Annotated in this window: 23 protein-coding genes and 1 riboswitch; of the genes, 5 read left to right on the top strand and 18 right to left on the bottom strand. The window is 44.8% G+C overall.

The features are described from left to right. Positions 1-8 precede the first annotated feature (8 nt). The 9 genes from VHA02S_RS06585 to VHA02S_RS06545 all read right to left on the bottom strand — a co-directional run bounded on the left by VHA02S_RS06585 (position 9) and on the right by VHA02S_RS06545 (position 7,571). Complete coding sequence (locus VHA02S_RS06585; protein WP_005453517.1) at positions 9-455, bottom strand: DUF3429 domain-containing protein; 447 nt, start codon at positions 453-455, stop codon at positions 9-11. A gap of 11 nt (positions 456-466) precedes the next feature. Next, positions 467-1,012, bottom strand: coding sequence for a glutathione peroxidase (locus tag VHA02S_RS06580; protein WP_009696257.1), 546 nt, complete (start codon positions 1,010-1,012; stop codon positions 467-469). Positions 1,013-1,121: 109 nt separating this feature from the next. Then, positions 1,122-1,778, bottom strand: a complete 657-nt coding sequence (gene ribB, locus VHA02S_RS06575; protein WP_005453519.1) for a 3,4-dihydroxy-2-butanone-4-phosphate synthase — start codon at positions 1,776-1,778, stop codon at positions 1,122-1,124. Positions 1,779-1,951: 173 nt separating this feature from the next. Further along, positions 1,952-2,092, bottom strand: a riboswitch (FMN riboswitch). A gap of 122 nt (positions 2,093-2,214) precedes the next feature. Beyond that, entirely contained in the window at positions 2,215-2,832 is a 618-nt protein-coding gene (locus tag VHA02S_RS06570) for a lipase family protein (RefSeq protein ID WP_005453520.1), read from the bottom strand. Between the two features lie 59 nt (positions 2,833-2,891). Beyond that, positions 2,892-4,748 carry an MFS transporter gene (locus tag VHA02S_RS06565; RefSeq protein WP_038899252.1) on the bottom strand — a complete coding sequence of 619 codons (1,857 nt, stop codon included), beginning with the start codon at positions 4,746-4,748 and terminating at the stop codon, positions 2,892-2,894. Positions 4,749-4,931: 183 nt separating this feature from the next. Then, entirely contained in the window at positions 4,932-5,291 is a 360-nt protein-coding gene (locus VHA02S_RS06560) for a hypothetical protein (protein WP_038899253.1), read from the bottom strand. A gap of 10 nt (positions 5,292-5,301) precedes the next feature. Further along, complete coding sequence (locus VHA02S_RS06555) at positions 5,302-6,039, bottom strand: helix-turn-helix domain-containing protein (protein ID WP_038899254.1); 738 nt, start codon at positions 6,037-6,039, stop codon at positions 5,302-5,304. A gap of 1 nt (position 6,040) precedes the next feature. Next, positions 6,041-6,694 carry an HD domain-containing protein gene (locus VHA02S_RS06550; RefSeq protein WP_038899255.1) on the bottom strand — a complete coding sequence of 218 codons (654 nt, stop codon included), beginning with the start codon at positions 6,692-6,694 and terminating at the stop codon, positions 6,041-6,043. A gap of 106 nt (positions 6,695-6,800) precedes the next feature. After that, positions 6,801-7,571 carry a YMGG-like glycine zipper-containing protein gene (locus VHA02S_RS06545; RefSeq protein ID WP_009696250.1) on the bottom strand — a complete coding sequence of 257 codons (771 nt, stop codon included), beginning with the start codon at positions 7,569-7,571 and terminating at the stop codon, positions 6,801-6,803. A gap of 542 nt (positions 7,572-8,113) precedes the next feature. Between VHA02S_RS06545 and VHA02S_RS06540 the strand changes: the two genes are divergently transcribed. Next, entirely contained in the window at positions 8,114-8,296 is a 183-nt protein-coding gene (locus VHA02S_RS06540) for a hypothetical protein (RefSeq protein WP_005453531.1), read from the top strand. Positions 8,297-8,346: 50 nt separating this feature from the next. Here the strand turns inward: VHA02S_RS06540 and VHA02S_RS06535 are convergent, their stop codons facing one another. The 6 genes from VHA02S_RS06535 to VHA02S_RS06510 form a co-directional block, all read right to left on the bottom strand. Continuing rightward, the gene (locus VHA02S_RS06535; protein ID WP_009696249.1) at positions 8,347-9,624 is read right to left on the bottom strand and encodes a cytosine deaminase; all 1,278 of its coding nucleotides are present in this window, start codon (positions 9,622-9,624) and stop codon (positions 8,347-8,349) included. Between the two features lie 9 nt (positions 9,625-9,633). Then, entirely contained in the window at positions 9,634-10,872 is a 1,239-nt protein-coding gene (codB, locus tag VHA02S_RS06530; RefSeq protein WP_038899256.1) for a cytosine permease, read from the bottom strand. A gap of 813 nt (positions 10,873-11,685) precedes the next feature. Next, entirely contained in the window at positions 11,686-13,032 is a 1,347-nt protein-coding gene (locus tag VHA02S_RS06525; protein WP_009696247.1) for a magnesium transporter, read from the bottom strand. A 74-nt stretch (positions 13,033-13,106) separates the two neighbouring features. Further along, complete coding sequence (locus VHA02S_RS06520) at positions 13,107-14,429, bottom strand: ABC1 kinase family protein (protein ID WP_038899257.1); 1,323 nt, start codon at positions 14,427-14,429, stop codon at positions 13,107-13,109. Between the two features lie 101 nt (positions 14,430-14,530). After that, entirely contained in the window at positions 14,531-15,754 is a 1,224-nt protein-coding gene (locus VHA02S_RS06515; protein WP_005453541.1) for an HlyD family secretion protein, read from the bottom strand. Then, positions 15,754-16,080 carry an MFS transporter gene (locus tag VHA02S_RS06510; protein ID WP_005433326.1) on the bottom strand — a complete coding sequence of 109 codons (327 nt, stop codon included), beginning with the start codon at positions 16,078-16,080 and terminating at the stop codon, positions 15,754-15,756. The genes VHA02S_RS06515 and VHA02S_RS06510 overlap by 1 nt, the downstream gene beginning before the upstream one ends. Positions 16,081-16,187: 107 nt before the next feature. On the opposite strand from VHA02S_RS06510, the gene VHA02S_RS06505 reads away from it, so the two are divergent. After that, entirely contained in the window at positions 16,188-17,189 is a 1,002-nt protein-coding gene (locus VHA02S_RS06505) for an AraC family transcriptional regulator (protein WP_038899258.1), read from the top strand. A 76-nt stretch (positions 17,190-17,265) separates the two neighbouring features. On the opposite strand, the gene VHA02S_RS06500 is transcribed toward VHA02S_RS06505, so the two are convergent. Together VHA02S_RS06500 and VHA02S_RS06495 are read right to left on the bottom strand one after the other, a co-directional pair. Next, on the bottom strand, positions 17,266-17,955 hold the full coding sequence (locus VHA02S_RS06500) for a VV20781 family protein (RefSeq protein ID WP_050567836.1): 690 nt from the start codon (positions 17,953-17,955) through the stop codon (positions 17,266-17,268). Positions 17,956-17,967: 12 nt separating this feature from the next. Beyond that, a complete protein-coding gene (locus tag VHA02S_RS06495; RefSeq protein ID WP_038899260.1) occupies positions 17,968-19,497 on the bottom strand; it encodes a hypothetical protein in 1,530 nt (509 codons plus the stop codon). 369 nt (positions 19,498-19,866) lie between these two features. On the opposite strand from VHA02S_RS06495, the gene VHA02S_RS06490 reads away from it, so the two are divergent. Both VHA02S_RS06490 and VHA02S_RS06485 read left to right on the top strand, forming a co-directional pair. After that, positions 19,867-20,559 (top strand): response regulator transcription factor, encoded by a 693-nt coding sequence (locus tag VHA02S_RS06490; RefSeq protein WP_005453547.1) that lies wholly within the window; start codon positions 19,867-19,869, stop codon positions 20,557-20,559. Positions 20,560-20,562: 3 nt separating this feature from the next. Continuing rightward, on the top strand, positions 20,563-21,885 hold the full coding sequence (locus VHA02S_RS06485) for an ATP-binding protein (RefSeq protein ID WP_038899261.1): 1,323 nt from the start codon (positions 20,563-20,565) through the stop codon (positions 21,883-21,885). Here VHA02S_RS06485 and VHA02S_RS06480 read toward each other — a convergent pair. Beyond that, positions 21,866-22,522: a pyridoxamine 5'-phosphate oxidase family protein gene (locus VHA02S_RS06480; protein WP_038899262.1), complete on the bottom strand. Its 657-nt coding sequence runs from the start codon at positions 22,520-22,522 to the stop codon at positions 21,866-21,868. The two genes, VHA02S_RS06485 and VHA02S_RS06480, sit on opposite strands and share 20 nt — an antisense overlap. Positions 22,523-22,622: 100 nt before the next feature. Between VHA02S_RS06480 and pdxR the strand changes: the two genes are divergently transcribed. Beyond that, on the top strand, positions 22,623-24,056 hold the full coding sequence (gene pdxR, locus VHA02S_RS06475; RefSeq protein ID WP_038899263.1) for a MocR-like pyridoxine biosynthesis transcription factor PdxR: 1,434 nt from the start codon (positions 22,623-22,625) through the stop codon (positions 24,054-24,056). Positions 24,057-24,060: the final 4 nt, after the last annotated feature.

The following is a 24,060-nucleotide window of genomic DNA, read 5'->3' as shown; positions in this document are numbered from 1 at the left end:
AGACCAGATTATGCAATTAAAACCAACCCATGCATGAGCACTACGCCTGTCGTGAGCTTGCCTCGCATCATCTGGTAACCTTTTGGCTCCGCCTCTTTTTCTATTTTCCGAATCAGCTTTTCCGCGTACCAAACGGCAATGTAACCAGCAGCCAATAACAGAGTTGCAATCAAATAGTGTTTGTTACCTTGTAGTAGCGCTCCCCAAGCGAGTAGTACAAATAAATTACTGAGCACCAATGCATTGCGACTCAAGCGGTGATAAAAATGATCAATAGCATTGCCCCAAAGTACCCCTGAGAGAAAACTCAAAATCACTGCACTGTAAGCGATAAAAAATTGTTCCCCAGACAAGTTAAACAAAGTTCTTTCCGTAACGATGAGAACCAAGCTGAACAGAAATGGCAACAGCCCCAAATAACCCAATTGCAACATCGTCGTACGTGTGGTTGTCATAGCAGCCTTCCTTACAGTTGCTGTTCAATCATGTTAGTAAGCGTAGTACTTGTTGGAGAGGTTGAGCTTGGGAAGGTCGCGACGACTTTGCCTTCTTTATTGATCAAGAACTTGTAGAAGTTCCATTTCGGTGTAATGCCCGCTTGGGTACTGATCTGGGTAAATACTGGATTTGCATCCTCACCTAGGACAGACGTTTTAGCCATCATAGGGAAGGTGACACCATAGTCGAGGTAACAGATTTTTGCGGTCTTCTCTTCGCTACCACGGTCTTGACGAAAGTCGTTACTAGGAAAGCCGACAACTGAAAAGTTTTGATCTTTGTACGTTTGGTGTAGCTGTTCCAGTTGCTCGAATTGGGGAGTGAAGCCGCATTGGCTCGCGGTGTTCACAACCAATAGTGTTTTGCCTTTAAAGGCATCACACAGGGCTATTTCTTCTGTTGAATTGAGAAGTCGTTGCTTACCTTGCAAGATATCTGGGCAACTCGATGCAAAAGTCAAAGAGCTGGTGGAGAGTAGTGTCGCGATAAGTGCGCTGCGAGTAATTCCTTTCATGATGTTGATTCCTTTTATTTTTACTAAGTATAACTACTAGAAAAGGAACCAAATCGATCAAAAAAGCCGCTGAGTTCAGCGGCTTTTTACTAGAGCAAATACGTGTTGATTACGCTAGCTTCAAATCAAATTGATTACGGTAAGCAACCATATCTTCGATGGTCAGTACTGGCATGTTGTGTAAACGACCAAACGCGACGATCTCTGGTGTTTTTGCCATAGTGCCATCTGGATTTGTCACCTCACATAACACGCCAGCAGGCTGCAAACCTGCCATTTGCATTAGATCGATAGTGCCTTCTGTGTGACCACGGCGAGTCATTACGCCACCAGGACGAGCGCGCAGCGGGAACACGTGACCAGGACGAGCCAAGTCGTCTGGTTTTGCATTTGGATTAGCAGCTGTTTTGATGGTCGTCACGCGGTCAGCGGCAGAAACGCCAGTTGTTACACCATGTTTTGCTTCAATAGAAACCGTGAAAGCCGTTTGGTTTGCGCTGTTGTTGTTTACAACCATTGGTGGCAGTTCCAACTTGTCTGCTTGAGCATCGGTCAGACACAGACAAACAATACCGCTGCATTCGCGGATCATAAGAGCCATTTGCTCATTGGTTAAGTGCTCTACGGAATAAATGATGTCGCCTTCGTTTTCACGATCTTCATCGTCGAGAAGAAGTACGCCACGACCTTCTTTAAGTGCGATAAGTGCGTTTTCAACGCGAGTAATTGGGTCGCCAAATTCGGCAAGTAGTGATGACTGATTCATGGTTAACTCCTAAATATCACCAGAATCAGGGCGGTATGAGGGATCGTCACATTTTATGCATGCGCTGAGCCGCCAACGGTAAGTTGGCACAAACCCACGCAATAAAAATGCGATCCAAAAAGAAGTGCACCAGTGTTCATCAACAAAGAACGTTGAGGAAAACGCTGATGTTTTCTTATTCTCTTTCATCCGGACTATAACCGTCGGCTCTGGCATCTCACCAGATCTGCTGACCTCGACGAATCGAGCGCTCGCGGGCTCACTCAAAAGAGTATACCGCCGGTGGGGAATTTCGCCCCGCCCTGAGAACATTGAATCCAACCAATATGGTCAGAAGTAAAAAACTCCGACACTCAAATGAGTGGTCGGAGTAGGGATAGTACTGCGAACGCCTTGGCTTGAAAAGTAGATTGCAACTACTTGATGGAAAAGTGCGCTATCGGCTGAAGTGATCAGTTTTGATAAAGTGATCAATCTGTGCAGGCACGTAGGTGTTGTATATAAGGCTGGTATGAGTTTGTTTGGTCTCAATATGGTCTTGCATGCCCTCTAAGCGTGTCTCATCGACAGTAACCGTACCGTCAGACATGGTGTTGTCTCTGTGCATTAGAATGGGTCTCGCACCAATTGCCATCGTGCCAGCGATGCTGCCAAGCTTTTGTGGGAAAGTCCAACTGTCCTCGTGCTTATTCAGACCATGGTATGGTGAGTTACCAAGAATCGCACCTAAACCTAAATCCTGAATGCGAGTCACGATGGAAGCGCCTTTCAGCGGTGAGCCAATTGCAACAACGTGAGAAACGAGGCTTGTCGATGGTTTTCTGCTTGCGAGGTATCGTTTAATCATCAAGCCTCCTAGGCTATGACCCACTAACACATTAGCAGTCAACGGGTTAAGCGCTTTGTCGATGGAGTTAAATAGCGATTCTTCATTAATTGAAACCGTGTTGTAACTCAATACTTGGGTCTCGTAGCCCAGCTTTCTAAGCTTTTGGCTAAGAGGCTGCATGACCAGCCCATGCATATAAAGACCATGTAAGATGATGATTTTCATAATACCTCCTAGATTTATGATGTTGATTTTATCCTACTAAATTCTCCACAGGGCTACTGTCAGCGAATTAGCAAATCTTGCACTTCTTTTTGTAACAAATGGCGATCTAGTGTGGCTGGTTGCAATAACTCACCGATATTGACTTCGATACGAGACCAAAAGCGAGTAGGGCGTTTAGTTAACGCATGTCCATTTTTGTGACTGAAGAAAGATCCCCATAAGCCTTTTAACGCCATTGGAATCACGGGTACAGGTGTACGCTTTAAAATCTTTTCAACACCGGGTCTGAACTCGCCTAGTTCGCCATTTGAGGTCAAGCGACCTTCAGGGAAGATACAAACAACTTCATCGTTACTAAGAGCCTGCTCAATCTGTTCGAAAGCTTTTTTGTAAGTCTCTGCGCATTTGCGTGGAGAGCAAATTGGGATGACGCCAGCATGGCGGAAGACGTATTTAAGAACAGGCAGCTCGCTGATTGATTTGTCCATCACAAATCGCACTGGGCGGGTTGATGTGCCCATTAGAATCAAAGCATCTACATAGCTCACATGGTTTGCCACAATCAGGGCTGCACCTTGCTCTGGGATGTGCTGACGACCAGTTACGGATACTCGGTACAAACAGTGGCTTAGTAAGTAGCTAACAAAGCGCTGAGTAAACTCAGGTACTTGGCGGTAAACGTAGACAGCTACGATGAAGTTACCGACGGCCAAAATGGCAAACAGTTCAACGATAGAGAACTCTAAAACACTTAAGATCAAGATTGAAACAGCAGCAGAAGCGACCATAAATAGTGCATTCATTATGTTATTGGCTGCAATAGATTGAGCACATTCGCCTTCTTCAGAGCGTGATTGGATAAACGCATAAAGGGGAACAATAAACACACCGCCGCTCACACCAACCAAGAACAAATCGATCATCACTCGAATATGCGAAGACTGAGTAACAAAGTTATGTATAGCGTAATACTGACTTGGAAAAGATTCGATTGCAGGCACCGCCCATAAAAGGTCTGCACTGAAAATTGTTAAGCCCAAAATACCAAATGGCAGAATGCCCAGTTCTACTTGATTGAAAGACAACTTCTCACATAGCCATGAACCCGTAGCGATACCAATTGAAAATAGAGCCAATAATAGAGAAACCACAGTGCTGTCTGCGAATAAGTGTTCGCGAGCAAAATTTGGAAATTGGGTCAGGTAAGTTGCGCCCATAAACCAGAACCAACTGATGGCTAGAATCGACATCCAAATACCGCGTTGTTTTTGTGCCAGTTTGAGCGTTTTCTTCAAACCAGTAATAGGCTCGAACTTTACTTTGTCACTTTTCTTACTTGGCAGAGAAGGGATGTTAGCGCTGCTTAACAGACCAAGCAGAGATAGCGTAATCACAATGCAAGAGGCGATAATCATGCCGTTTGGAACTGCGAGTAATAGACCAGCGCTTAATGTACCAATCAGAATCGAAAGGAAAGTCCCCATCTCAACCCAAGCGTTACCTTTCACTAGTTCATTCGACTTTAGCGCTTGAGGAAGTAGAGCGTATTTCACTGGACCGAAATAAGCCGATTGAGTACCAGTCATGAAGAGGAGGACGAGCATCAGGATAGCACTCTGCGTCATAATGGCAGTCGCAGCGCAACTCATGATCACTAATTCAATAAGTTTTAAGCGGCGGATCAATTTTGCTTTGTCCATGTTGTCTGCAATCGCACCCGCGTGGGCAGAAAACAGAAAAAAGGGAAGGATAAACAAGCCAGCAGCAAGGTTAACAAAAAGGTCAACCGACATTGGCAGTGAGTCAATTTGGCTGTACGTCACCATCAGTAAAAGAACATTTTTGTAGATATTGTCGTTCAGTGCACCAAGGCACTGAGTGACGAAATAAGGGAAGAATCGTTTAGTGAGAAACATGCTGGCTCCGTAAAGGCGAAATAGCGTTGAGATGGGAGCACTTTAAAGGCTTGGCTTTAGGAAGCCAGTGTGAAGAAAAGAGTTACGTTATGAGAAACCAAAAGTAACACTTAATGCTACTTTTGATTGCATAAATTCGTGATTTGATACGAATTGGTGCTTTTATGTATTACGAGTATGAATTTAGTGTCGGAACCAGACACTGAGCATTCTCAATGTGACAAATAGGATGAAGCCAGACAATCCTATAAAGCCCAAAGCAATGAGATAAAAAAACAGACGTACCATGCGAGCTTTCATTCGTTTGAAAAAGCCAAGGCTTGGCGTAAGCTCTGGAACATGCTGAAAGCTTGAGATCATCACCCAAGCGGCAAGAGCCCATAAAGCCGCTACACCACTCGGAATCAGATAAGACTCTTTAACCATATTGGAAAGTTGCAGAAGCGTGGTAACGAACACAGCAAAACCACCAAATGCAATTAACACGAATAAAGGGAGAACAGGTCTTGTCTTGATAGATAGGCTTTTGAGTTTATCGAGCATCAGGTAGTCCCTATTTACGTTCCCAAGGCTTAAACAGCGGAAATGTCCAGCGACGCATGGCAATCACTAGAGAAGTACCGTGTTTCTCGTTCATGTCTAATGAGTCGTCGCTTTGGCAGATTTGGTAAAACTCATCAATGACCTTCTGTAGCTTCTGTTGCATCTTTTTGTTTGTTGGCAAGCTCATCAGCCCCGTCGCCATCACCAGTTTTTCATCTTCGGCGGAGAAATAGCTTTGGAAGAAGGCATCTTGAACTTGTTGTTGGAAGAAACGCTGAATAGGACCGCCAGTGTGCCAACGAAAAGTCGGGGAGATACGTAGACGAATCTTATTGCCTGGTAGCAAGTCAATGATATCGAGGCGGTCGAGTTGTGCGAGCTTTTGTATGAGCTCCAATTCATCAAAGGTGTATTGCTCGATGATTTGCTCGAAGCGATAACCATTAACCACACATACCGCAACAAGCAACAAGCCTTTATCGTCGACCAGCTGCTTTTCTTGTTCTAACGTGAGCGATTCCAGCCCTTTGTTACGTGCCGCTGATAGCTTAAACAATTCTGCCATTTCCAAACCAATTAGTTGACAGATTCGCTCCAACCGATCGAGGCTAATTTGACTGCCTTCTGCCAATAAGCGCTTTACGGAACCTTCGCTTAAGCCCAAGTGTTTTGCTACATCGACATAGTGTATACCGGACAACTTGAGCTGGCGTTTAAGCTCTTTAATTAGGTTGTGACTTTCCGACATATTAACCTTCTACTTCTTGGCGCAACTGTTCTAAGTAAGATTGCATAAACGCTTTACGCTTCACAGCTTCTTCATACGCCGCTTTGGTGTTCATCGTATCTACAATTTTAAACAGTTTGGTTTGGAAGTGATCGATGGTGAATCGTTTATCTTCCAGTTCTCGATGCTCTGCAAACATATCCTGTTCGTTATACAAGGTGGCATCAAATAGCGTGCTGACTTGAATACAGCGTGTAACGCCAATAGCGCCAAGCGCATCTAAGCGGTCTGCGTCTTGGACGACCTGAGCTTCCAAAGTATTCGGCGTAATATTGGCGCTAAAACTGTGCGATTCGATCGCGTGGGCAATGGCGTCATGGTATTGAGCAGGGTAATCGATACTTTCAAGAAACGAAATGGCTTTGGTTGCCGCAATAGCGGAGCTTTGTTTACGGTTTAGGTGATCTTTGGGATAGGTGAAACAATCATGCAAATAGGCTGCGGGTAACACAACTGCTAACTCAGCGCCTTCTTGAAGTGCAAGTTGGCGAGCTGTCTTGACTACGCGGCGGACATGGCTGAGGTCGTGAGCCGCATCGGTTTGCATCTCTTGTTGCATAAATTGAAGGAACTGAGACTCAAATCGGTTGAGCTCTGATGTATTGAGTTGAGACATGGATTTCTTCTAAAAAATAAAGGCTTAGACAGAGTATGCCTAAGCCTTTATTAAATTGCCAAATGAGACGTTGTTATTGCGATGTTACGATGAATACGTTGTCGTTTTATTGTGTACGAGTGAAGCGGAACGTCTGCACTTTTTGCTCTGCTCCGTCGATGTATGCATAGCTATCGATGGTCCAAACGTTTGGACCTGCGAAACCTAGTTCCACACGTACATCACCGGTTGGAATTCCTTGATAGATAACGTCGTTAATGTTCATCGGATAAAAGTTGTAGCGATTGCTTTGCGCTTGTTGCTCGCCTGCAAATGCGACCGATACATCTTTTGCTTGGTTAGTTAATGTCAATTGATAGCCAGCTTGTTGGTCGAACGTGAATGCGGCATTAAGGTCAACACCTTGCGAGTTGGTCACCTTAATATTTGCTTCTGTTGTTTTCGCCAGAGAACCGTGCGCTTGTAAGCCGTCTAAGCCTTTAAAATCGCGATTGTGGTTTTGGATGTTTACGTTCCAATCCCCAACAAAGTTATCGATTTCTTGCCATTGCTGAGGTGCGTTGGTGGTTGCTGTATTCTGACCGCCATTGATGCCACCAATCGCTTCGTTACGGCTATCATGGCGAATGTTTTCTCGATTGTTGTGAATATCTGCGCCAGCTCCTGCTACTCCGCCAGCAACACCACCTGCGACAGCGCCTTTCATTGCAAGCTCTGCGTCGCCAGTTAATGCGCCCATAGTAAGACCGAGAAGTGCACCGCCAGCGGCTCCTTGTTTTGTTAATGCATTTGGATCGTCTTCTCCCGGAGTCACGCATCCTGCAAGTAGGGGAAGAGATAGCGCCGCGACCAATGTTGTTTTGTTGAAAATGTTCATGTGTTCACTCCGAGATGTTTGGTTCGGAGCTATTATTGAACGCTGTTTGATTGTGAATCCACTTATCTCGCTGATAACCGTCAGTTATCACATGTAAATAATTTTTATTAAAAAGCTCAAATCTTAACTGAATAGCTCGATAAAAAAGAGATAAAGAAAAGGGCCAACATCGCTGTTGACCCTATATGGTTTTATTCTTTTATTTTATAAGCACTAATTTTGACGTTGTTAGTGGTAAATCTACTTTGGGCGATTTTTGGCTTTTTAATATAAAGCTCAACTAACTTGCTAACTTTAGTGCTTGTTCAACACGAGTGCAAATATTTATTACGTAAACTATCTATATTCTGAAATATAATTTGAAGTAATATCACAACAGATAACAATCTAAAATGGTGGAAATAGCGCAAGATCGCTTGTGCTGTCTCATGTTTGAGCCAAGCATAAACTGGATCGCCATTTTGTGATCTGGATCAATATTAATCCTCCTTCAGAGGGATAGCATTCACGCGAAATTGAGAATTATAAATTGAGCCTAAGCTATGCAGGATTTATATGAGCTAGAGCGTAAGTTGGTGGAATACGGCGCAGACATGAAAGGCTTAAAGGTTGTTCCTGCAATCATTGATCAAGATGGCAAGGTTGTTTATTTAGGGAATACACCCTCGTTGCTAAGAAATGTCATTAGTTGCCGTAGACAGCTAACGCAACGCGTAAAGAAATAAAAAAGGGTCTGATGCAAGTCAGACCCTTTTTTGTATGTGCAGATTAGAGATTAACGCTTGTACGTTACTTGCTCTTGTTGACCAAGGTGAATGTGCGTTGTTGCCGGTTGAGTTTCAGCAATGACTTTACCGTGGCGAACAGAGTAGCGAACAGGTACTTGGCGGCGCACTGCATCAAAACCATTTTCTGCAGGAAGGATAAGCAAGCTACCTGGCTTACCTGCTTCAATGCCGTGTTTGTCTTGAATGTTCAGTGTGCGTGCTGAATTGGTGCTGATCAGATCAAGTGAGTTGTTGATTTGGTCGTAACCCATTACCTGACATACGTGCAGACCCATGTGCAGAACTTGCAGCATGTTTGCAGTGCCTAGTGGGTACCAAGGATCAAAGACGTCATCGTGACCAAAACATACGTTGATGTTGGCGTTCAGCATTTCTTTTACACGAGTCACACCACGGCGTTTCGGGTAATCATCGAAGCGACCTTGAAGGTGGATGTTCACCAATGGGTTTGCAACAAAGTTGATGCCAGACATGCGTAGCAGGCGGAACAGGCGAGATGCGTAAGCACCGTTGTAAGAGCCCATCGCCGTTGTATGGCTTGCGGTTACCTTGTGACCCATGTTGAACTTGTGCGCTAGCGCTGCAAGCGTTTCAACAAAGCGTGATTGTTCGTCATCGATCTCATCACAGTGTACGTCGATCAAACGGTCGTATTTCTGTGCCAGTTCGAAAACGTAGTGTAGAGACTCGATGCCGTACTCACGAGTGAATTCAAAGTGAGGAATAGCACCAATAACGTCAGCACCCAACTGAACTGCCTCTTCTAGCAATTCTTTGCCGTTCGGATAAGACAGAATGCCTTCTTGTGGAAACGCAACGATTTGGATGTCTACCCACTCTTTCATTTCTTCGCGTACTTCTACCATTGCTTTTAGAGCAATTAGAGTAGGGTCAGAAACGTCAACGTGAGTACGAACGTGCTGTACACCGTTTGCAATTTGCCACTTAAGTGTTTGTTTCGCACGTGATTTTACGTCTTCAATCGACAGCATTTCTTTGCGCTCAGCCCAACGCTCGATACCTTCGAAAAGTGTACCAGAGATGTTCCAGCTCGGCTCACCAGCGGTTTGCGTGGTGTCTAGGTGAATGTGCGGCTCACAGAATGGCGCGACAGCCATGCCGCCCTCCGCATCAAGAGTGTCACCTGTGTAATCTAGTTCTACATTATTGTCTTCAATACGCTTGAATTGACCATCCTCAATCAAAATTTGCTGGAGACCTTCCTGTCCCTTAAGCGTTGCGTTCTTGATCAATAGTGTTGTCATGATGGTTCCTTACGCTGGCTGCTGTGCCAGTGTCTTTTTATTAAGAATAGGATTTAGAATCAGGTAGCTGATTGTGCCGCCTAGTACCGCGTTCACAGGTACTACGCCCGGAAGGAAGTGACCTGCTGCAACGCCAATCGCTACCGCGATAATGCCAGCCCAGTTGACCGTTTGGAACTCTGCTGCTGCGAAATTTGTGTAACGTTTACGGTTCATGAAGAAGTCCGCAATAATGACGCCACCAATTGGTGGAATTGCAAGCGATAGGAAGGTTAACCAGCCTACAAAGTTATTGTACAGCCATAGTGCGCACAATGTACCTATTAAACCGTTTGCCATAGAGATGTATTTACTTGGCAAGCCTGTGATGTTGGAGAATCCTAGACCTGATGCGTAAAGCGCATTGTCATTGGTTGTCCAGATGTTTAAGCCAAGCACGATGATAGCTGGGATAAGAAGACCTTGCGCAATCATCACTTCTGAAATGTCTGATTGACCGGTTACTGCGGCACCTGCGGCACCGAAGATGAACATCAATGAGTTACCGATGAAGAATGCCACCATTGTGACCATCACGGCACCTTTTGGCTTTTTGCCGAAACGTACGAAGTCTGCAGTTAGTGTCCCTGCACTGACAAATGAGCCAACGACCATTGCTAGCGCTACAGAAAAGTCGATAGGTTGCGCTGGTTGTACTTTTTGTAGCTCAGCTACACCACCAACGCTGTTTACCGCTTCGACTACTGAGTAACCACCAAGCAGAGCAATCGCTGGTACTGCAATCGCTGAAAGTACCATTAGTGCAGAGATACCGAAGTAAACCGTTGCAGTCATGAGTAGACCAGAAATGATAATGAGTGTGTTTGTGTCAATGCCTGTTGCTTTGTTTACTGGAATTGCAAACATAGCCACGCCAACACCAAACCAACCAACTTGTGTGCCGCCAAGAAGAGCGGAAGGGAGCCAAGAGCCTTTAGAGCCAAATGAGAAACGAGCAAGGAGGTGAGTAGAGAGACCAGTAGAAGCGCCGATGTAACCGAGGAAAGAAGTGTAGATGCCGAGGATTAGGTTACCAATAAGAACAGCGAGGAAGAAATCATCAAAAGAAAGTCCGGTACCGAGCGAACCGCCTGTCCACATACTTGCGGAGAAGAAAGTGAGTCCCAACATTACCATGGTTAATGATGCAACACCCTTTCTGGCAGTGTTAGGAACCGGTCCAAGACTGTAGTTATTGTCTGCAGCCATTTTTACCTCCGCAAAGAAAATTAAAACGAATTATAGATCCCAATTTCTGGGCAAACGGCGCGTATTATCGTGATGTAAATCTCATAGTCAATGGGTTTTTTATCACTTAAGCGTTTGTTTTAAGGTTTTTATTTATTAATACTTTTTAAAACATGGTGTTATGGTTTTTTGAAAAATCAAAAAAGTTTAGCTACAAGTGGGTTTTGTTTTCTGTAATGTGTAATGAAATCGGTGTCATTGGTAGTTCGTGGTTATGATGTCATATTTATGTGGTTTGTTTATAAAATTGCGATTTGATTGATTTTAGTGATGGTTGGCAAACGTTTTTATGAGCTTGCTGGTAACCGTTGTTTGTTATTTAATCGAAAGGCGATTTGTAAGCTTATTCTTTTGTGGGTTTGACTTGATAGTTTGGCTTAAGTGGGTATTTCTAACAGATAATATCGTAACTTTTACGTGTGTAATCGATTGTAAAGTTATTGAATAAGGTTGATTGCTGAGCGCGGGAGGGTAAATCGAAGAAGTTGGAGAAGGAATAGACAAAAAAATAGCCAACCGCAAAGAGTGCGATTGGCTTATATACTTGTGAACAAATTCAAGTTCACTAACAACGTCAGTTGGCTAGGTGACCCTCGGCTTAAGAAGGGTCACTTTAAACAATGCAGTTAGTGTGCCAACTTTAAAACCACCGAAAAAACACGGTTTCTGTGATATGAGTTGCCTAAATTTAGCTGTTTGTTGCAAATTGCAAATGCGGATTGCAATTTGTAATTATAATGCTAATGATGAATTAATTAACTAGAGTAATTCTTTTTATAACATTACTAGGCTTGCGGTACCTAAGAAGGCAAAGAAGCCAACGACATCCGTTACCGTGGTCAGAATCACTGAGCCCGCCAATGCTGGATCGAGTTTGAGCTTGTCTAAAACTATTGGGATAAGCACACCAAATAAGGCTGCAGTAACAATATTGACGATGATCGCCAGAGCAATGGTGCCGCCCAATACGGGAGATTGGAACCAAAGCCCTGCTAAACCACCGATGATCAGCGCCCACAGCAATGCATTAAGAGAGCCGATTCCCAATTCGTTTTTGAGTAATGCAAAACGGTTACCTGGAGTGATCTGGTTTAATGCCATAGCACGAACCATCAGGGTCAGTGTTTGGCTACCAGCGATACCACCCATTGAGGCTACTATTGGCATCAGCACAGCAAGGGCGACCACCTGTGCAATCACGTCTTCAAATAGACCAATGGTGACGGAGGCTAGAATTGCAGTGAGTAAATTTATACCCAACCAAACTCCACGCTTTTGCGAACTCTTTAAAACAGGGGCGAATAAGTCATCGCCTTCGTCCATACCGGTACCCGCCATCAAACGTGCTTCGTAGATTTCACGTTGAGTACTCAATGCAAATTGCCAATCCACTTCACCGATCAGGGTTTGATCCGCATCGGTAACCGGAAGTGCCGGAAGCGCACTGTGCTCAAGTGCTTCCACTGCTTCCGGAAGTTCCATTTTACTATCGAGTACGGTGACGGTCTCAATCGCTAAAGTTTTAAGGCGGACGTCAGCTTCACTACGCAAGATTTCATAGTAGTTTACCGCACCACGAAACTGTTTCTTACGGTTGATGAGATACACTTGCTGTGGTGTATCGTAGCTATAGCGCTCCATCAAGCGTCTTGCTTTACCAACGGTGATATTAAAAGGGAGGGTGATTATCTTACGCTCTGCCCAACGACCGAGTTGTTCGTCTTCGTATTCGTTCGCTTGATCATAAAGCTCAAGTTCATCTTTCTCGATAAGCTCTAGTGCTTCATTGATGAACTCTTCTGGCAGAGAGTCTGCCCATTCGATTAAAGATAAGTTATCTAGCTTGGCTAGCGTGAGCTTTAGCTCTATTTCCGATAATGCTTCGATGATAGAAAGGCGCACTTCAGCACGCATTTCCGTTAGTACATCAATATGTAGCTCTAGTGGTAATGCACGCCACAAGCGCACACGATCATCGATAGGAAAGGCTTCGAGGATCAGCGCAACAGCACCGGGCTCGAGACCGCATTCGATAGAATCATTCAAAGCGGTGACTTGATCCGCTTCGTCTGCTTGGACAATTTGTTCGATTAGAGTGGAGAGGTCTTGAAACTTACTCACCGAGCACCCCGACAGTCAGATTATTCTTATAGGCAGCTGATCAAGGTACTCGAAAATAGCAGAAAAACAATAGCCTATTGGTTACTTATCTGTAGGTAAGGTGAGACCAATTGGCGAATGTTCACTTTTGCGCCAATACGGGCTGCCAGCAAGTACATTCCGCCGATCTTTCTATGTAGGAATAGGGCATCTGCTGGTGGCGTGTGCCAGTAGTCTTGCTCCATGCTTAGAATGGTGCCAGCTTCTCTAAGTTTCTGGGCTAAACCACTGGCTTTGAAGTCATAAGGCTCATCCACTAACATTGGCTCACATGCCATTTTTACCAAATCAAGAATCGCTTGGCGCTGCGTAGGCATGATGGTTGTGCTGAAGAAACCAATCTGTTCCAGTGCATCGCTCAAGCCTTGTTCGTCGTCGTTAACAACCGATGCAAAAGCTTGGCGATAACCAGTGCTGAATCGTTCGCTGTACTCGCGAGTCGCACCGAAATCTAACAAGCCGATTTGACGGGTGTTCTCTATGTATAAATAGTTGGCAAAGTTGGGATCGGTTTGCACCATCTTGAATTCGAACAGCTCTCGGAATAGCAATTCGAGCAGGCTGTGCATAACGAAGTCACGCGTATTTTGGTCATAGTGTTCAATTTGCTCAATCGGGCTGCCATCAATGAATTCCATAGCGAGAACGGATTCTGAACAACTTTCAGTGTGAATCTTTGGCACGACAAAATGAGGGTGATCCTTCAAAGCGTCATGATAACGAATGGCAAATTGCGCTTCTCGTGCGTAATCGGCTTCATCATGCAGTTGCTTTTTGGCTTCTTCCAGCAACCCTTTGTAATCAACAGACTCGGGAATCAACCCAACGACTTTGAGCAAAGTACCCACGTTGTCTACGTCGCTGTCGATGCTCTTTTTTATGCCAGGATATTGCACTTTGACTGCTAGGTTATCACCTCCGTCGCTGTAGGCTTGGTGTACTTGTCCGATTGAGGCACTGGCAATTGGCTTGAAGTTAAAGGACAGGAACTCGGCTTTCCAATTCGTCCCTAATGAACTTTCCATTACTCCATTTAGCTGTTTGGCTGGCATCGGGTCTGCATTGGAGCGAAGGCGGGAGAGAATATCGGCGAGTTCAGGTTCTAAAACATCACCAGCATCCATTGAGAGCATTTGACCAAGCTTCATTGCAGCGCCACGCAAGTGAGCAAGTTGGTCTGTTAAACGCGCGATGTTTTGTGGCGTCAGCAACAGGTCTTTCGCTTTAGGTTTATTACCTTTGGCGATTTGTTTAGTGCCTTCTGCAATTACGTTGCCTGCGACACGGGTTGCAAGGGAAGCAAACTTGCTGAATCTTGAGATACGATGGGTAGGTAGGCTTCTTTCCTTTGCCGACATGAATCTTCTCCGCTTATGACTAACTATTTGTTATACGGGAAAAGTACGTGCTTGGATACAAATGAAAAGAAAACCGCCAGCAGAACTGGCGGTTTATGAGTTTAGATAGAGTAGAAGAAGTACAGTTGAGACTTCATTCGGATGATGATGCCACGAATCACATCCAAGAACGCTAGGAAACCGATCGGCTTCTCGCCGCTGACCCATGCTAAGCCAACCGAACCGACAGGGATATCGTAGCCTTCTGGCTCGTCAATCTTAAGGCGGACAAAGTGATGCTTATTCTGTAAGTTCTTGCCAGTTGTCGCGCGAACGGAATCATCCAAACCAAGTAGGTTGCCTTGTGACTCACCAGTCGCTTCAACAATGCCCTCTACGGTTGCAGAGAAGATCTTGCCAGGATAAACCGAAGAAGAGAATTCCGCAGGTTGACCTGGTTTGATGTTACGAATCGCTTGGTGATTGACGCGCATCAGAACGTACTTCTCGTTGGTGTACATATTGATACGCGGCATCATTGAAACACGTTGACCTTCACGCAAGATAAAGTTGGTCACAAAGCCATCTGCTGGTGCGTGAACTTTTGTACTGTTCAAATCCCATTGCGCTTTTGCAATTTGCTCCTCAGCTTGGCGCAATTCAGCCTGTTTGGTTTCAACTGCTAATTCTGCTTTATGAATTGCCAGTTTTGCTCGTGAGATATCAACTTGTTTCTTCTTAATTTGAGATTCAAGAGTTAACACGTTGTGGCGTGCCATATCAACGGCACTCGATTGTTTGTCGATGTCGCTTTCCGTGATGGTGTTTTGGACCACACGGTTTTGTTCAACGTAACGATCGAGCATCTTTTTCTGCAATTTGTAGTCAACTTTCGCCGCTTCTAATTGGCTCTTGGAGGTTTCTAGATCTTGTACCAGAGCTTGATGGTTTGCTTCTTCAATCTCGATATCACCTTGTGCTGTTGCCAGTGCTACTCGAGCCGAATCAGCTGACACGTTTGCTTGGTTCAATGCGATCTCATACTGCGTTGGATCGAGTTCGTAAATGAGCTGACCTTTCTCAATCTGTTGATTTGGTTTGATGTAAATATGGTCAACTTTGCCTTTCACGTTGGTCGAATCTGGACGCAATTGGATGTGCGGTGATTGCACAACAGAGCCGCCAGATAAGTCCATAGGCGTGAAGTTAATGAGACCTACCCATACGAACATTAACCAACCTAAACCGCCAAGATAAGCGAACGATTTGGTTGCTTTGTTCCAAGGCATACCGACTAAACGGAGCAGGTAGATGAAGAGTGCCCATACCGCTAAACCTTCTAACATTATGCCTCCTCTTGTGGCTGTGTTTCTGTTTGCGGTTTACTTTTCCATGTATCACGCAGATTGATGATGGCTTTTTCCATATCAACGAATGCAAAGATTACGGCTAACACCCATACCCAGTGCCAGACAAATCCTATCCAGGTTAGGGCGGTGATAAGCCCTATCTGGTGATGGTCTTTGCTGTGTGCCTTATTGATTGGCAACTCATGGATTTTCCAAAAGCCGTAACATGCGCCAGCGACACTCGCGATCAAAACGACGGCAGCGACAACATGTAACGCTGTATCTGCGCCTGTTCCGACAAATGGGACACTCAGTAAACTCATTAAACACTCCTCTATCAAACTGTTGGCGTATTGTGATCTGGAATTGAAATAGGTGAGGGTTTGTGACAAATTCAATCACTAGAAGATTAAATTTGATGTAATTGGTTATGAAAACGGTTCGATTTATTCGCGCGATGGGTATTTTAAATATGCATAACCTCGCGTTATCTAAGTATAATTTGAGCTCTGAAGAGCTTGGGATCCCGTCGTCGGTGTTTCATAACCCAATGACATTGGTGCCTTTAAAGGCGGTCGCGGAATGGTATCGACGTGTTGAGCAACTCAGTAATGATCCTGATGTGGTGCTTAATTTGAGTCGTGGCATCGAATTGCAGAAACTCGGTCCTGTCGGTCGATGGTTATTTTCTGGTAACGATTTAGCCAGTACGATTCGACGTGTGAATTACGGAGTGAGTAACCTGCAATCGGGGGCTTTTTTTGCTGGCGAGCAGTCAGGGAAGATCATCAAGTGGACTTACCATAACCCCTTCGTTGAAACCTCAGTGAAAGTACATGACAGCATTCGCTGTGCGATTTTCATGATTAAGATTTTACGTGAATTTCTGGGACAAGATTACAAACCATTGCGCGTGATGATTTCTGGCTCTAGGAAAAACGGTGAGCTCTATAAAGAGTACTTTGGCTGTGAAGTAGAATGGAGCCAACCCAAGACCGAAATATGGATTAACGGCGATGACCGTCTTGCTTCTCGACAGGTAATTCATCGCGAGGACAACCGTTTAGCAATGAGTTTTTCCGATTTGGATGATTTACTCAATATGCCAGATCCAGAAGATGAGCTGAAAGTGATATATGAAGTGGTGCACTACAGCAGTCATTACGGATTACCAACGCTAGAGCGTGTCTCTGCGTTGTTAGGATTATCTGACCAGCAGTTTCAGCGCCGGCTTCATAAACTAGGTCTCAATTTCTCCACGGTATCGGGTTACGTATTGAGCAATGTTGCTGCGGGTTTGTTGAGTAAGCACGTCAGCATTGAAGATATAGCGGCGCGCCTCGGTTACACCAATGTGGCCAGCTTTAATCGTATGTTCAAAAAACATCGTGGTTTAACGCCTAAGCAATATGTGGCTCGATTGGAAAAATAGCCTTTGTAAGAACAAGTGTTGTTAGTAAACAAAAGCCGCTCGTTTTAGCGGCTTTGGTTTTTAGGGTATGAGACGTTTACTGCTTGGGACGCCAGCTCAGTGCACTTGCAACCGCACCGATAGCAACAACATCTTTTTGTTGCTCGCTAAGTTCTGGCAACATCTGTACTGCGATTGTGCCGTTGGTTTGCACTGCCGCAATTTCTTGTGTGCCTTGTTTAAAGCTGTAACCCAATGGAATGTCTACCGCCATCATGGAATCAGGGCTAGTGTGTACGGTTTCCACATTGAAATGAGTGTCGCCAACGCGAACGGTGCCTGTTTCTTTCTTTTCTAAGCTGATATCAATCAGTGCCGATTTAGGCTCCATCGCAAACTCACCGACTTTTACACCGTCTTGGGTGATTTGGCATGTGTAAGGATCGTTTCCACCGAAATCGACGCCCATATAGTTAACTGACATGCCGCCGCCCGTGCAACTCAATAGCCAAGTTTTACCATTGTCGATACGCGTGACTTCTGCACCCATCGCCCCGTCTTTAAACGATACGCGATTAAACCAGCTCGACTTTGAGGCGCTGCGTGAGTATTTTCCTTTGTACTTACCAGCAAAGTCGAAATAGCCATCAGCGCCAAATCCCCAGAAATCGCCATCGGTTTTGACCAACATTTCTGGTTGTGCTTTCACCGCATCGGATCGATCCATTACGGCGAGACCACCACAACCAACAAGGAACAAAGGGGCGAGCAAAGTAAGTTTCTTCATGTTTTTCATCATTTATCGCTTGGTTACATCTAGGATTTGATCGGTAAATTGAATGTTGTGTATATCGAATAATTCATCGGTACCAGTGCTAGGGCAGGTCACTGATACGTTCTTCGCAGTTACAAGGGTACAGTCTGCGAATGCGTGCGAAACGATATAAGTGTTAACGCCACCTTCGCCGTAAATACGGTTGTTTTGCCCGTTGCCTTCAAATGTATTATTTTGATCATTCCCGATGACATCCATCGCTTGGTCGCCAATGATCTTCACGTTTATTAACCATTGGGATTTATAGGTGTATGCTTCAACTACACCGTTTTCATTTGGTGACATACGGAAGGTAGGAACCGTACCTGGTCGCGTGTTATCTGTGTAGACTTTGACGCCTTCAGAATCGATGTGTGCAATGTATTGTAAGTGGCTGTGGAAGAGTTCACTAATCCACTCAACGGCTGGTGGATCTTGCGTGTGCATCGCTGAACGAGTCAGTGCTTGATAGCCATCTAAGCCATGCCCATTTGCTTTTGCTACGCCCATGTAGGCTTCAAAAGCGGCAGCAAAGTATTCGTGAGAATAAGATGTTCCCGTTTGTTTTACACGTTCAGGATCAAAGTCGTCAGACTCCCAATCTTGCCAATCACGCTGAGTCGGTTGCCAGACAGTTTGCTTACCTGCTTGAGCGTCGTTGTAGATGTTTAGCGCGTGTGCTTGGATTTCATTTTGCAATGACGAAGTCGACGGGTTAGGTGCAATACCTTGCGCTTGGACCAAGTGTAAAATTTCTTCAAAAGCGGCATCTCGATCGGCGTGTTCTCCGAGATAGGCGCAGTAATCCGAAAAGTTGCTCATGTAATGACAGTCACCTTCGACTGTCAGCTCTCGATACATCAAAGATTGACTGTTTATCAGCCAATTTGGCGTGTCTTGGCTGCTCATTAATGTGGACGTGATGGAATCGATGAGAACATCCATATCGTCCTCACTCAATACCGTCATGCTAGCAACAAACTTTTCTAAAGAATCGGTATCAAAACTGTGTGTTAAACCAGAATCTAAAACCGCATTACTCAATTTGTTTTGGCGAATCAGTTCCCCAACAAAAACTTTAGTTAATAGCTCATTGCTTTGATCATCGTCTCTCGTCAGCATTAAAGTGGCATCGTGCTCAGCTAGTGTCTTAGCGATCTCAGATTTGTCGGCACCGAATTTAGACCCCGGTTGGTTTGTGAGTAAGTGCTGGATGATTTTGGCTGCGCGAAAAATTTTCTCATTATTTGCTCCATCATCGACCGCAATGATATGAAATGATTGGTCATCGTGGGTTGCTGGAACAGAAACTTTCAAGTAGTGGGTAAACCCCGCATCAGAAGCGACTTTTAACTTCGGTGGAAACTGTGAAGAGACGGCTGCTGGGATAGATACGGTGCTTGTGATTGGATTTGGTTGAGGTGTTGACGTATCCGAACTGAATTCATTGCTACCGAACGAAGATAGGCTGACCACACACAGCATTGCTAAAGGTGTTAATTGAGCGAATTTCATCTTTTTGTACTCACAAACTGAAGGTTCGCCGAGGAATGTAGGGGGATAGGAAATTTCTGTCTATATGCGCAAATATAGTCATAACCACTAAAAATGGTTAGTTGTAAGGTTATTAATTCGATAAAACTAAAATAATAACGGGTTTATATGTGATTATTGGTTTTATTTCTGAATTAAAGTTTTGATATTCATTTATAAAATAGAGGGTTGTTCTGTTTTCTGACTCCTACAATGATACGGCCGATTGTAAATGTATGGTTTGTAAGGCTTTGTAAGCCGTTCTGTGTAGGAAAAGTGTCGGCAGTGTGGGTTGCACCCTACAAAACGAACGATATACTTCTCCTGTTTTATAGATGGAGTGAATAGATCATGGTTGGCAATAAAATCTTGCTCGTAGAGGATGACTCTGAGATTGCTCGATTAACCAAAATGTACCTAGAGGCTGAGGGCTACCTAGTGACAGTGGTCGACAATGGTCTAAATGCACTAGATGCAATCAAAGATTTGAAGCCTGATTTGGTGTTGCTGGATCTGATGCTCCCGGGTAAAAATGGCGCAGAGATATGTCAGGAAGCACGCGAGTTTTTTCACGGGATCATTATTGTTCTGACTGCAACAGACGATGAAATGAGTGAAGTAAGCTTGTTTAAGTTTGGTGCTGATGATTACCTAACCAAGCCCATCAAAGGTAATATTCTCTTAGCACGGATTGAAGCCGCCTTGCGTCGCTATTGCCGTCAGGTCGATACGGTTGAAGAGACAGAATTGAGCAGATACGGTATTGAACTGTGTACGCGTCGCTCTAAAGCGTACTATCTAGAACAAGATATTGACCTGACGGATTCTGAGTTCGAAATCTTGGAACTTTTGATGCTCAATGTCGACAAACCTGTCTCCCGAGAGTCATGCTGCCGCTTAGCGAGAGGTATTGAGTACTGCATTACCGATCGATCAATTGATATGCGAATTTCATCGTTACGTAAAAAATTCGCCAAAGCGCACATCCACACCGCAACGATTAAAACAGTGCGTAATCGCGGTTACATGCTGACGGGCAAATAATCGATGTTCTCTGTGTTTTCCCGTCTCTATGTAGGGCTGGTGACAGGTCTTGCGTTAACGATTGGCTTGTTCCTTTTTATGGGGGGCGAGTATATGCGCAAAACAGAAGTCAGTGTTTTTCTCAACGATGGTGCTTACTTTGTTGATCAATACATTGAACAACGAGGTACGCCGGACTCTCTCTACAAAAAGTTAACGGCAAACGGAAAGCAAGATTTCTTCATCTTTGATTTAACGCTTGTCGACAATTGGGATGGCACACCACCTTGCTTGGACTGCGAGTTACTTTATCGAATGCAAGGTATTCCGGTTTATTTGATTGATGGAAGCATATACGCCGCAGTGTTTCCTTTGCCCAATACTACTCAGAGCTTAGTGTTTAAAGAAAAGAGTGATTTTTTCAGCCCGGATATTGATTGGGATGAGGACTCCGAAATCATCTTTATTTTGACGCTACTGCTCACGGTGATTTGTAGCCTCGGAGTTATGGTATACATCCCTGTACGAAGGTTGGATCGTCAGATTCGACAACTGACCAAGGCACAAGGATTATTTGGCTCAGGTGAGCTGAATACTCGTGTTAAGTTGGAACAATACTCTTCACCGGTTAAAGAGCTGGCGAGCGGCTTTAATGGTATGTCTGCAGAAATCGAAAGAAGAGTGCGTCAAACACACATTTTTACTCAAGCCATCCCTCATGAAGTTCGAACGCCACTTAGTCGAATCCAATTAGCCACTGATTTAGCAAGGCGTACTGAGGGTGAGATGCAAGCTGAACTGCATGATGACATTGAGCGTTACGTAGACGTCGTTACGGATCTGACATCCGACATCGTGATGCTTTCTCGACTTAGCCTTAAGAACCATTCGTTACAAGACTCTATCGAAACGATTGAGTTGCCTTTGTGGTGCAAGAGTCGCATGAATTATCGTGGGTTAGAACAAGCAAAGCTGACCGTTGAAAATGATCTCGATTACCAGTCTATCCATCTACAGCCAACGTTAGGGAACTTGGTTCTGGATAACTTACTGCAAAACGCAAAACGTTATGGGGAATTCAGCGTAGAGGTCACGATTCGTTCTGTAGAGCACTTTTGGATTGTTGATATTGAAGACGATGGTCCTGGCATTCCGGAAGAGAAACGTGAAGAAGTGTTTATCCCGTTCTCACGTTTAGATGGGAGCCGTAACGCCGACGTGAAAGGGTTTGGCTTGGGGTTAGCCATTGCAACCAGTGCAGCAAGGCAACTGGGTTGGGAGCTTTCTGTCGGCGAAAGCCATTTAGGTGGGGCGCGCTTTACGGTGCTTATTCCTGCCAACGATTAGGGTAAGCACTACGATAATCTGGTTCTAATATACCTTCATATAAATCGTCACAAGCTTGAAGCGGACCTACCACAGTTCGGTACGGCAAGACTCCCGCCCAAACGGGAAGATCCATGTCTTCTGCATCGTCGTTGACGCCAAAGTTACTGACTTTGACCGATGCTTCCACCAAGGAGATGCGCAGTAACATGGTCGCTTTGAGCTCTTTTTCGTTACTCAAACGCACTTCTTCGGTTCGACCTGGCGCAATTTGCTCAATAAAATGATTCAGAAGTCTGTCTTTCTCATTATTATCTTCTACGACTTCAAACTGCCCAAAGACGACGGCACTGCGATAATGTGCGCTATGATGAAAAGCACTTCGAGCTAACACCCAACCATCAAATAAAGTAAAGGTTAGGCACGTTTGTACTCCTTGTTTGAGCGAGCGTAATAGCCGGCTGTTGTTCGCGCCATGGATATAGACATAATTGTCGACACGCCAAGCCAACATAGGGATAACCACCGGACCCGTATCATTGGTTATTGCAATATGAGCGATCAAGCTTTCGTCTATTATGGCGTGTAGCTTATCGACATCCGTCACCGCCTTATGTGCGCCTTTCTTTATCTCGGTTCTATTGGTGCTGGATAACATTTTTTCTCCTTATTTACTCATATGGGTAAGCACTTGCTCCTCAATCTTTGATTGCAATGTAGCGCTTAACTGGTAGCTTAAAGAGAGCCAGTTTTAACTTATAGATGGATCCAGTTTGTCTTTGATTGATATTGGTGACTTGTACTTAAAGCACAGTGATGGGACGCGTCAACAGGCGCTATTTTTCGCAATTCGCGAGAAAATTGTTCAAGGATTGTGGGCAAAAAACGGCAAGTTACCTTCAACACGAAAACTCTCACAAGGGCTTAATATCAGCCGGAATACGGTGATCGCAGCCTATGAGCAGTTGGTGGCGGAAGGTTATTTAATCAGCCAAAAAGGCTCGGGATTTTATGTCGCAGTGGAATTACCAGAGCAGTATCTGCCTGAGCCTAATTCAGAAAAGAAGGGCTTATCACCGAAAAGTAACTTTGATATCAACCGTGCATTTGCACCGGGTGTGCCTGATTTGGACGCATTTCCGATGGCTCAATGGCAAAAGTTACTCGCACGCCATATGTCTCGCACGTGCTTGTTGGGCAATCAAGATATTCAAGGAAGCTGGGCATTGCGTTGCGCTTTAGCTAACTACCTTGCATCAAGCCGCTCTGTGAGCTGTTCCCCTGAGCGGATAATTATTACCTCCGGGGCTCAGCAAGCGTTGTCGATTGCCACTATGGTTACTCTTAAGCCGGGTAGCAAAGTCTTGATGGAACAACCGGGCTACGCGCAAATGCGTAAGTTGATTCAATTCCAGCAATATCAATTTGAGCCACTCTATATTCGAGAGCAATTGGGTTTCGATGTGGAAGCGGTAACGGCCAGCAATGCAGATGCTTTATATGTCACGCCAAGTAACCAATATCCGATGGGCACAACGCTTAATACCGAACAAAGAGGAAAGATCATTAACTGGGCGGTGCAACAGTCACGTTGGATTATCGAAGATGATTACGACAGTGAGTTTCAGTTTGCCCATCGCCCATATACCAGCTTGCAAGGGCTTGCAGCCCAAATGGGACGTGATGATCGCGTTCTTTATGTAGGCTCTTTTAGTAAAGTCATGTTTAACGGGTTGCGGCTTGGGTATCTTGTTGTACCGGATGCTTTAGTTGAAGAATGCTTAGTGATTAAAGATGCACTAAGCGGGGATTCTCCCTCTCATACTCAAGAGGCTTTGGCTGATTTCATCACTGAAGGAGGGTTACTCCGCCATATTCGTAAAATGCGTCGACTGTACAAAACCAAACATGAGCAATTGTGTATGGCGATAGAAAAACACTTTGGTGATAAAGTTAAGGTGATCAGTCAAGCTGCCGGTCTTCATATTACGTTGAAGTGGCAACAAGGTATTGATGAGAACGAATGGACACAGCAAGCGAAGATTCGAGGTATCGTGCTGCGCCCGATGAGTTTTTATGAGCACCCAGAGTATAAAGTGCGAGATTGGCAAGGAGTGGTTCTTGGTTATGGCAATGTCGCGCTTGGTGAGATTGATGCTCTGGTTGAACAGATTTCTGAGCTGTTTGAATAAGAGT

Origin of the sequence: Vibrio harveyi NBRC 15634 = ATCC 14126 = KCTC 12724 (assembly GCF_001591145.1) — a bacterium.
GTDB lineage: Bacteria > Pseudomonadota > Gammaproteobacteria > Enterobacterales > Vibrionaceae > Vibrio > Vibrio harveyi.
The sequence above is the reverse complement of the archived record's forward strand: the minus strand, read 5'-3'. Positions and strand labels throughout refer to the sequence as shown.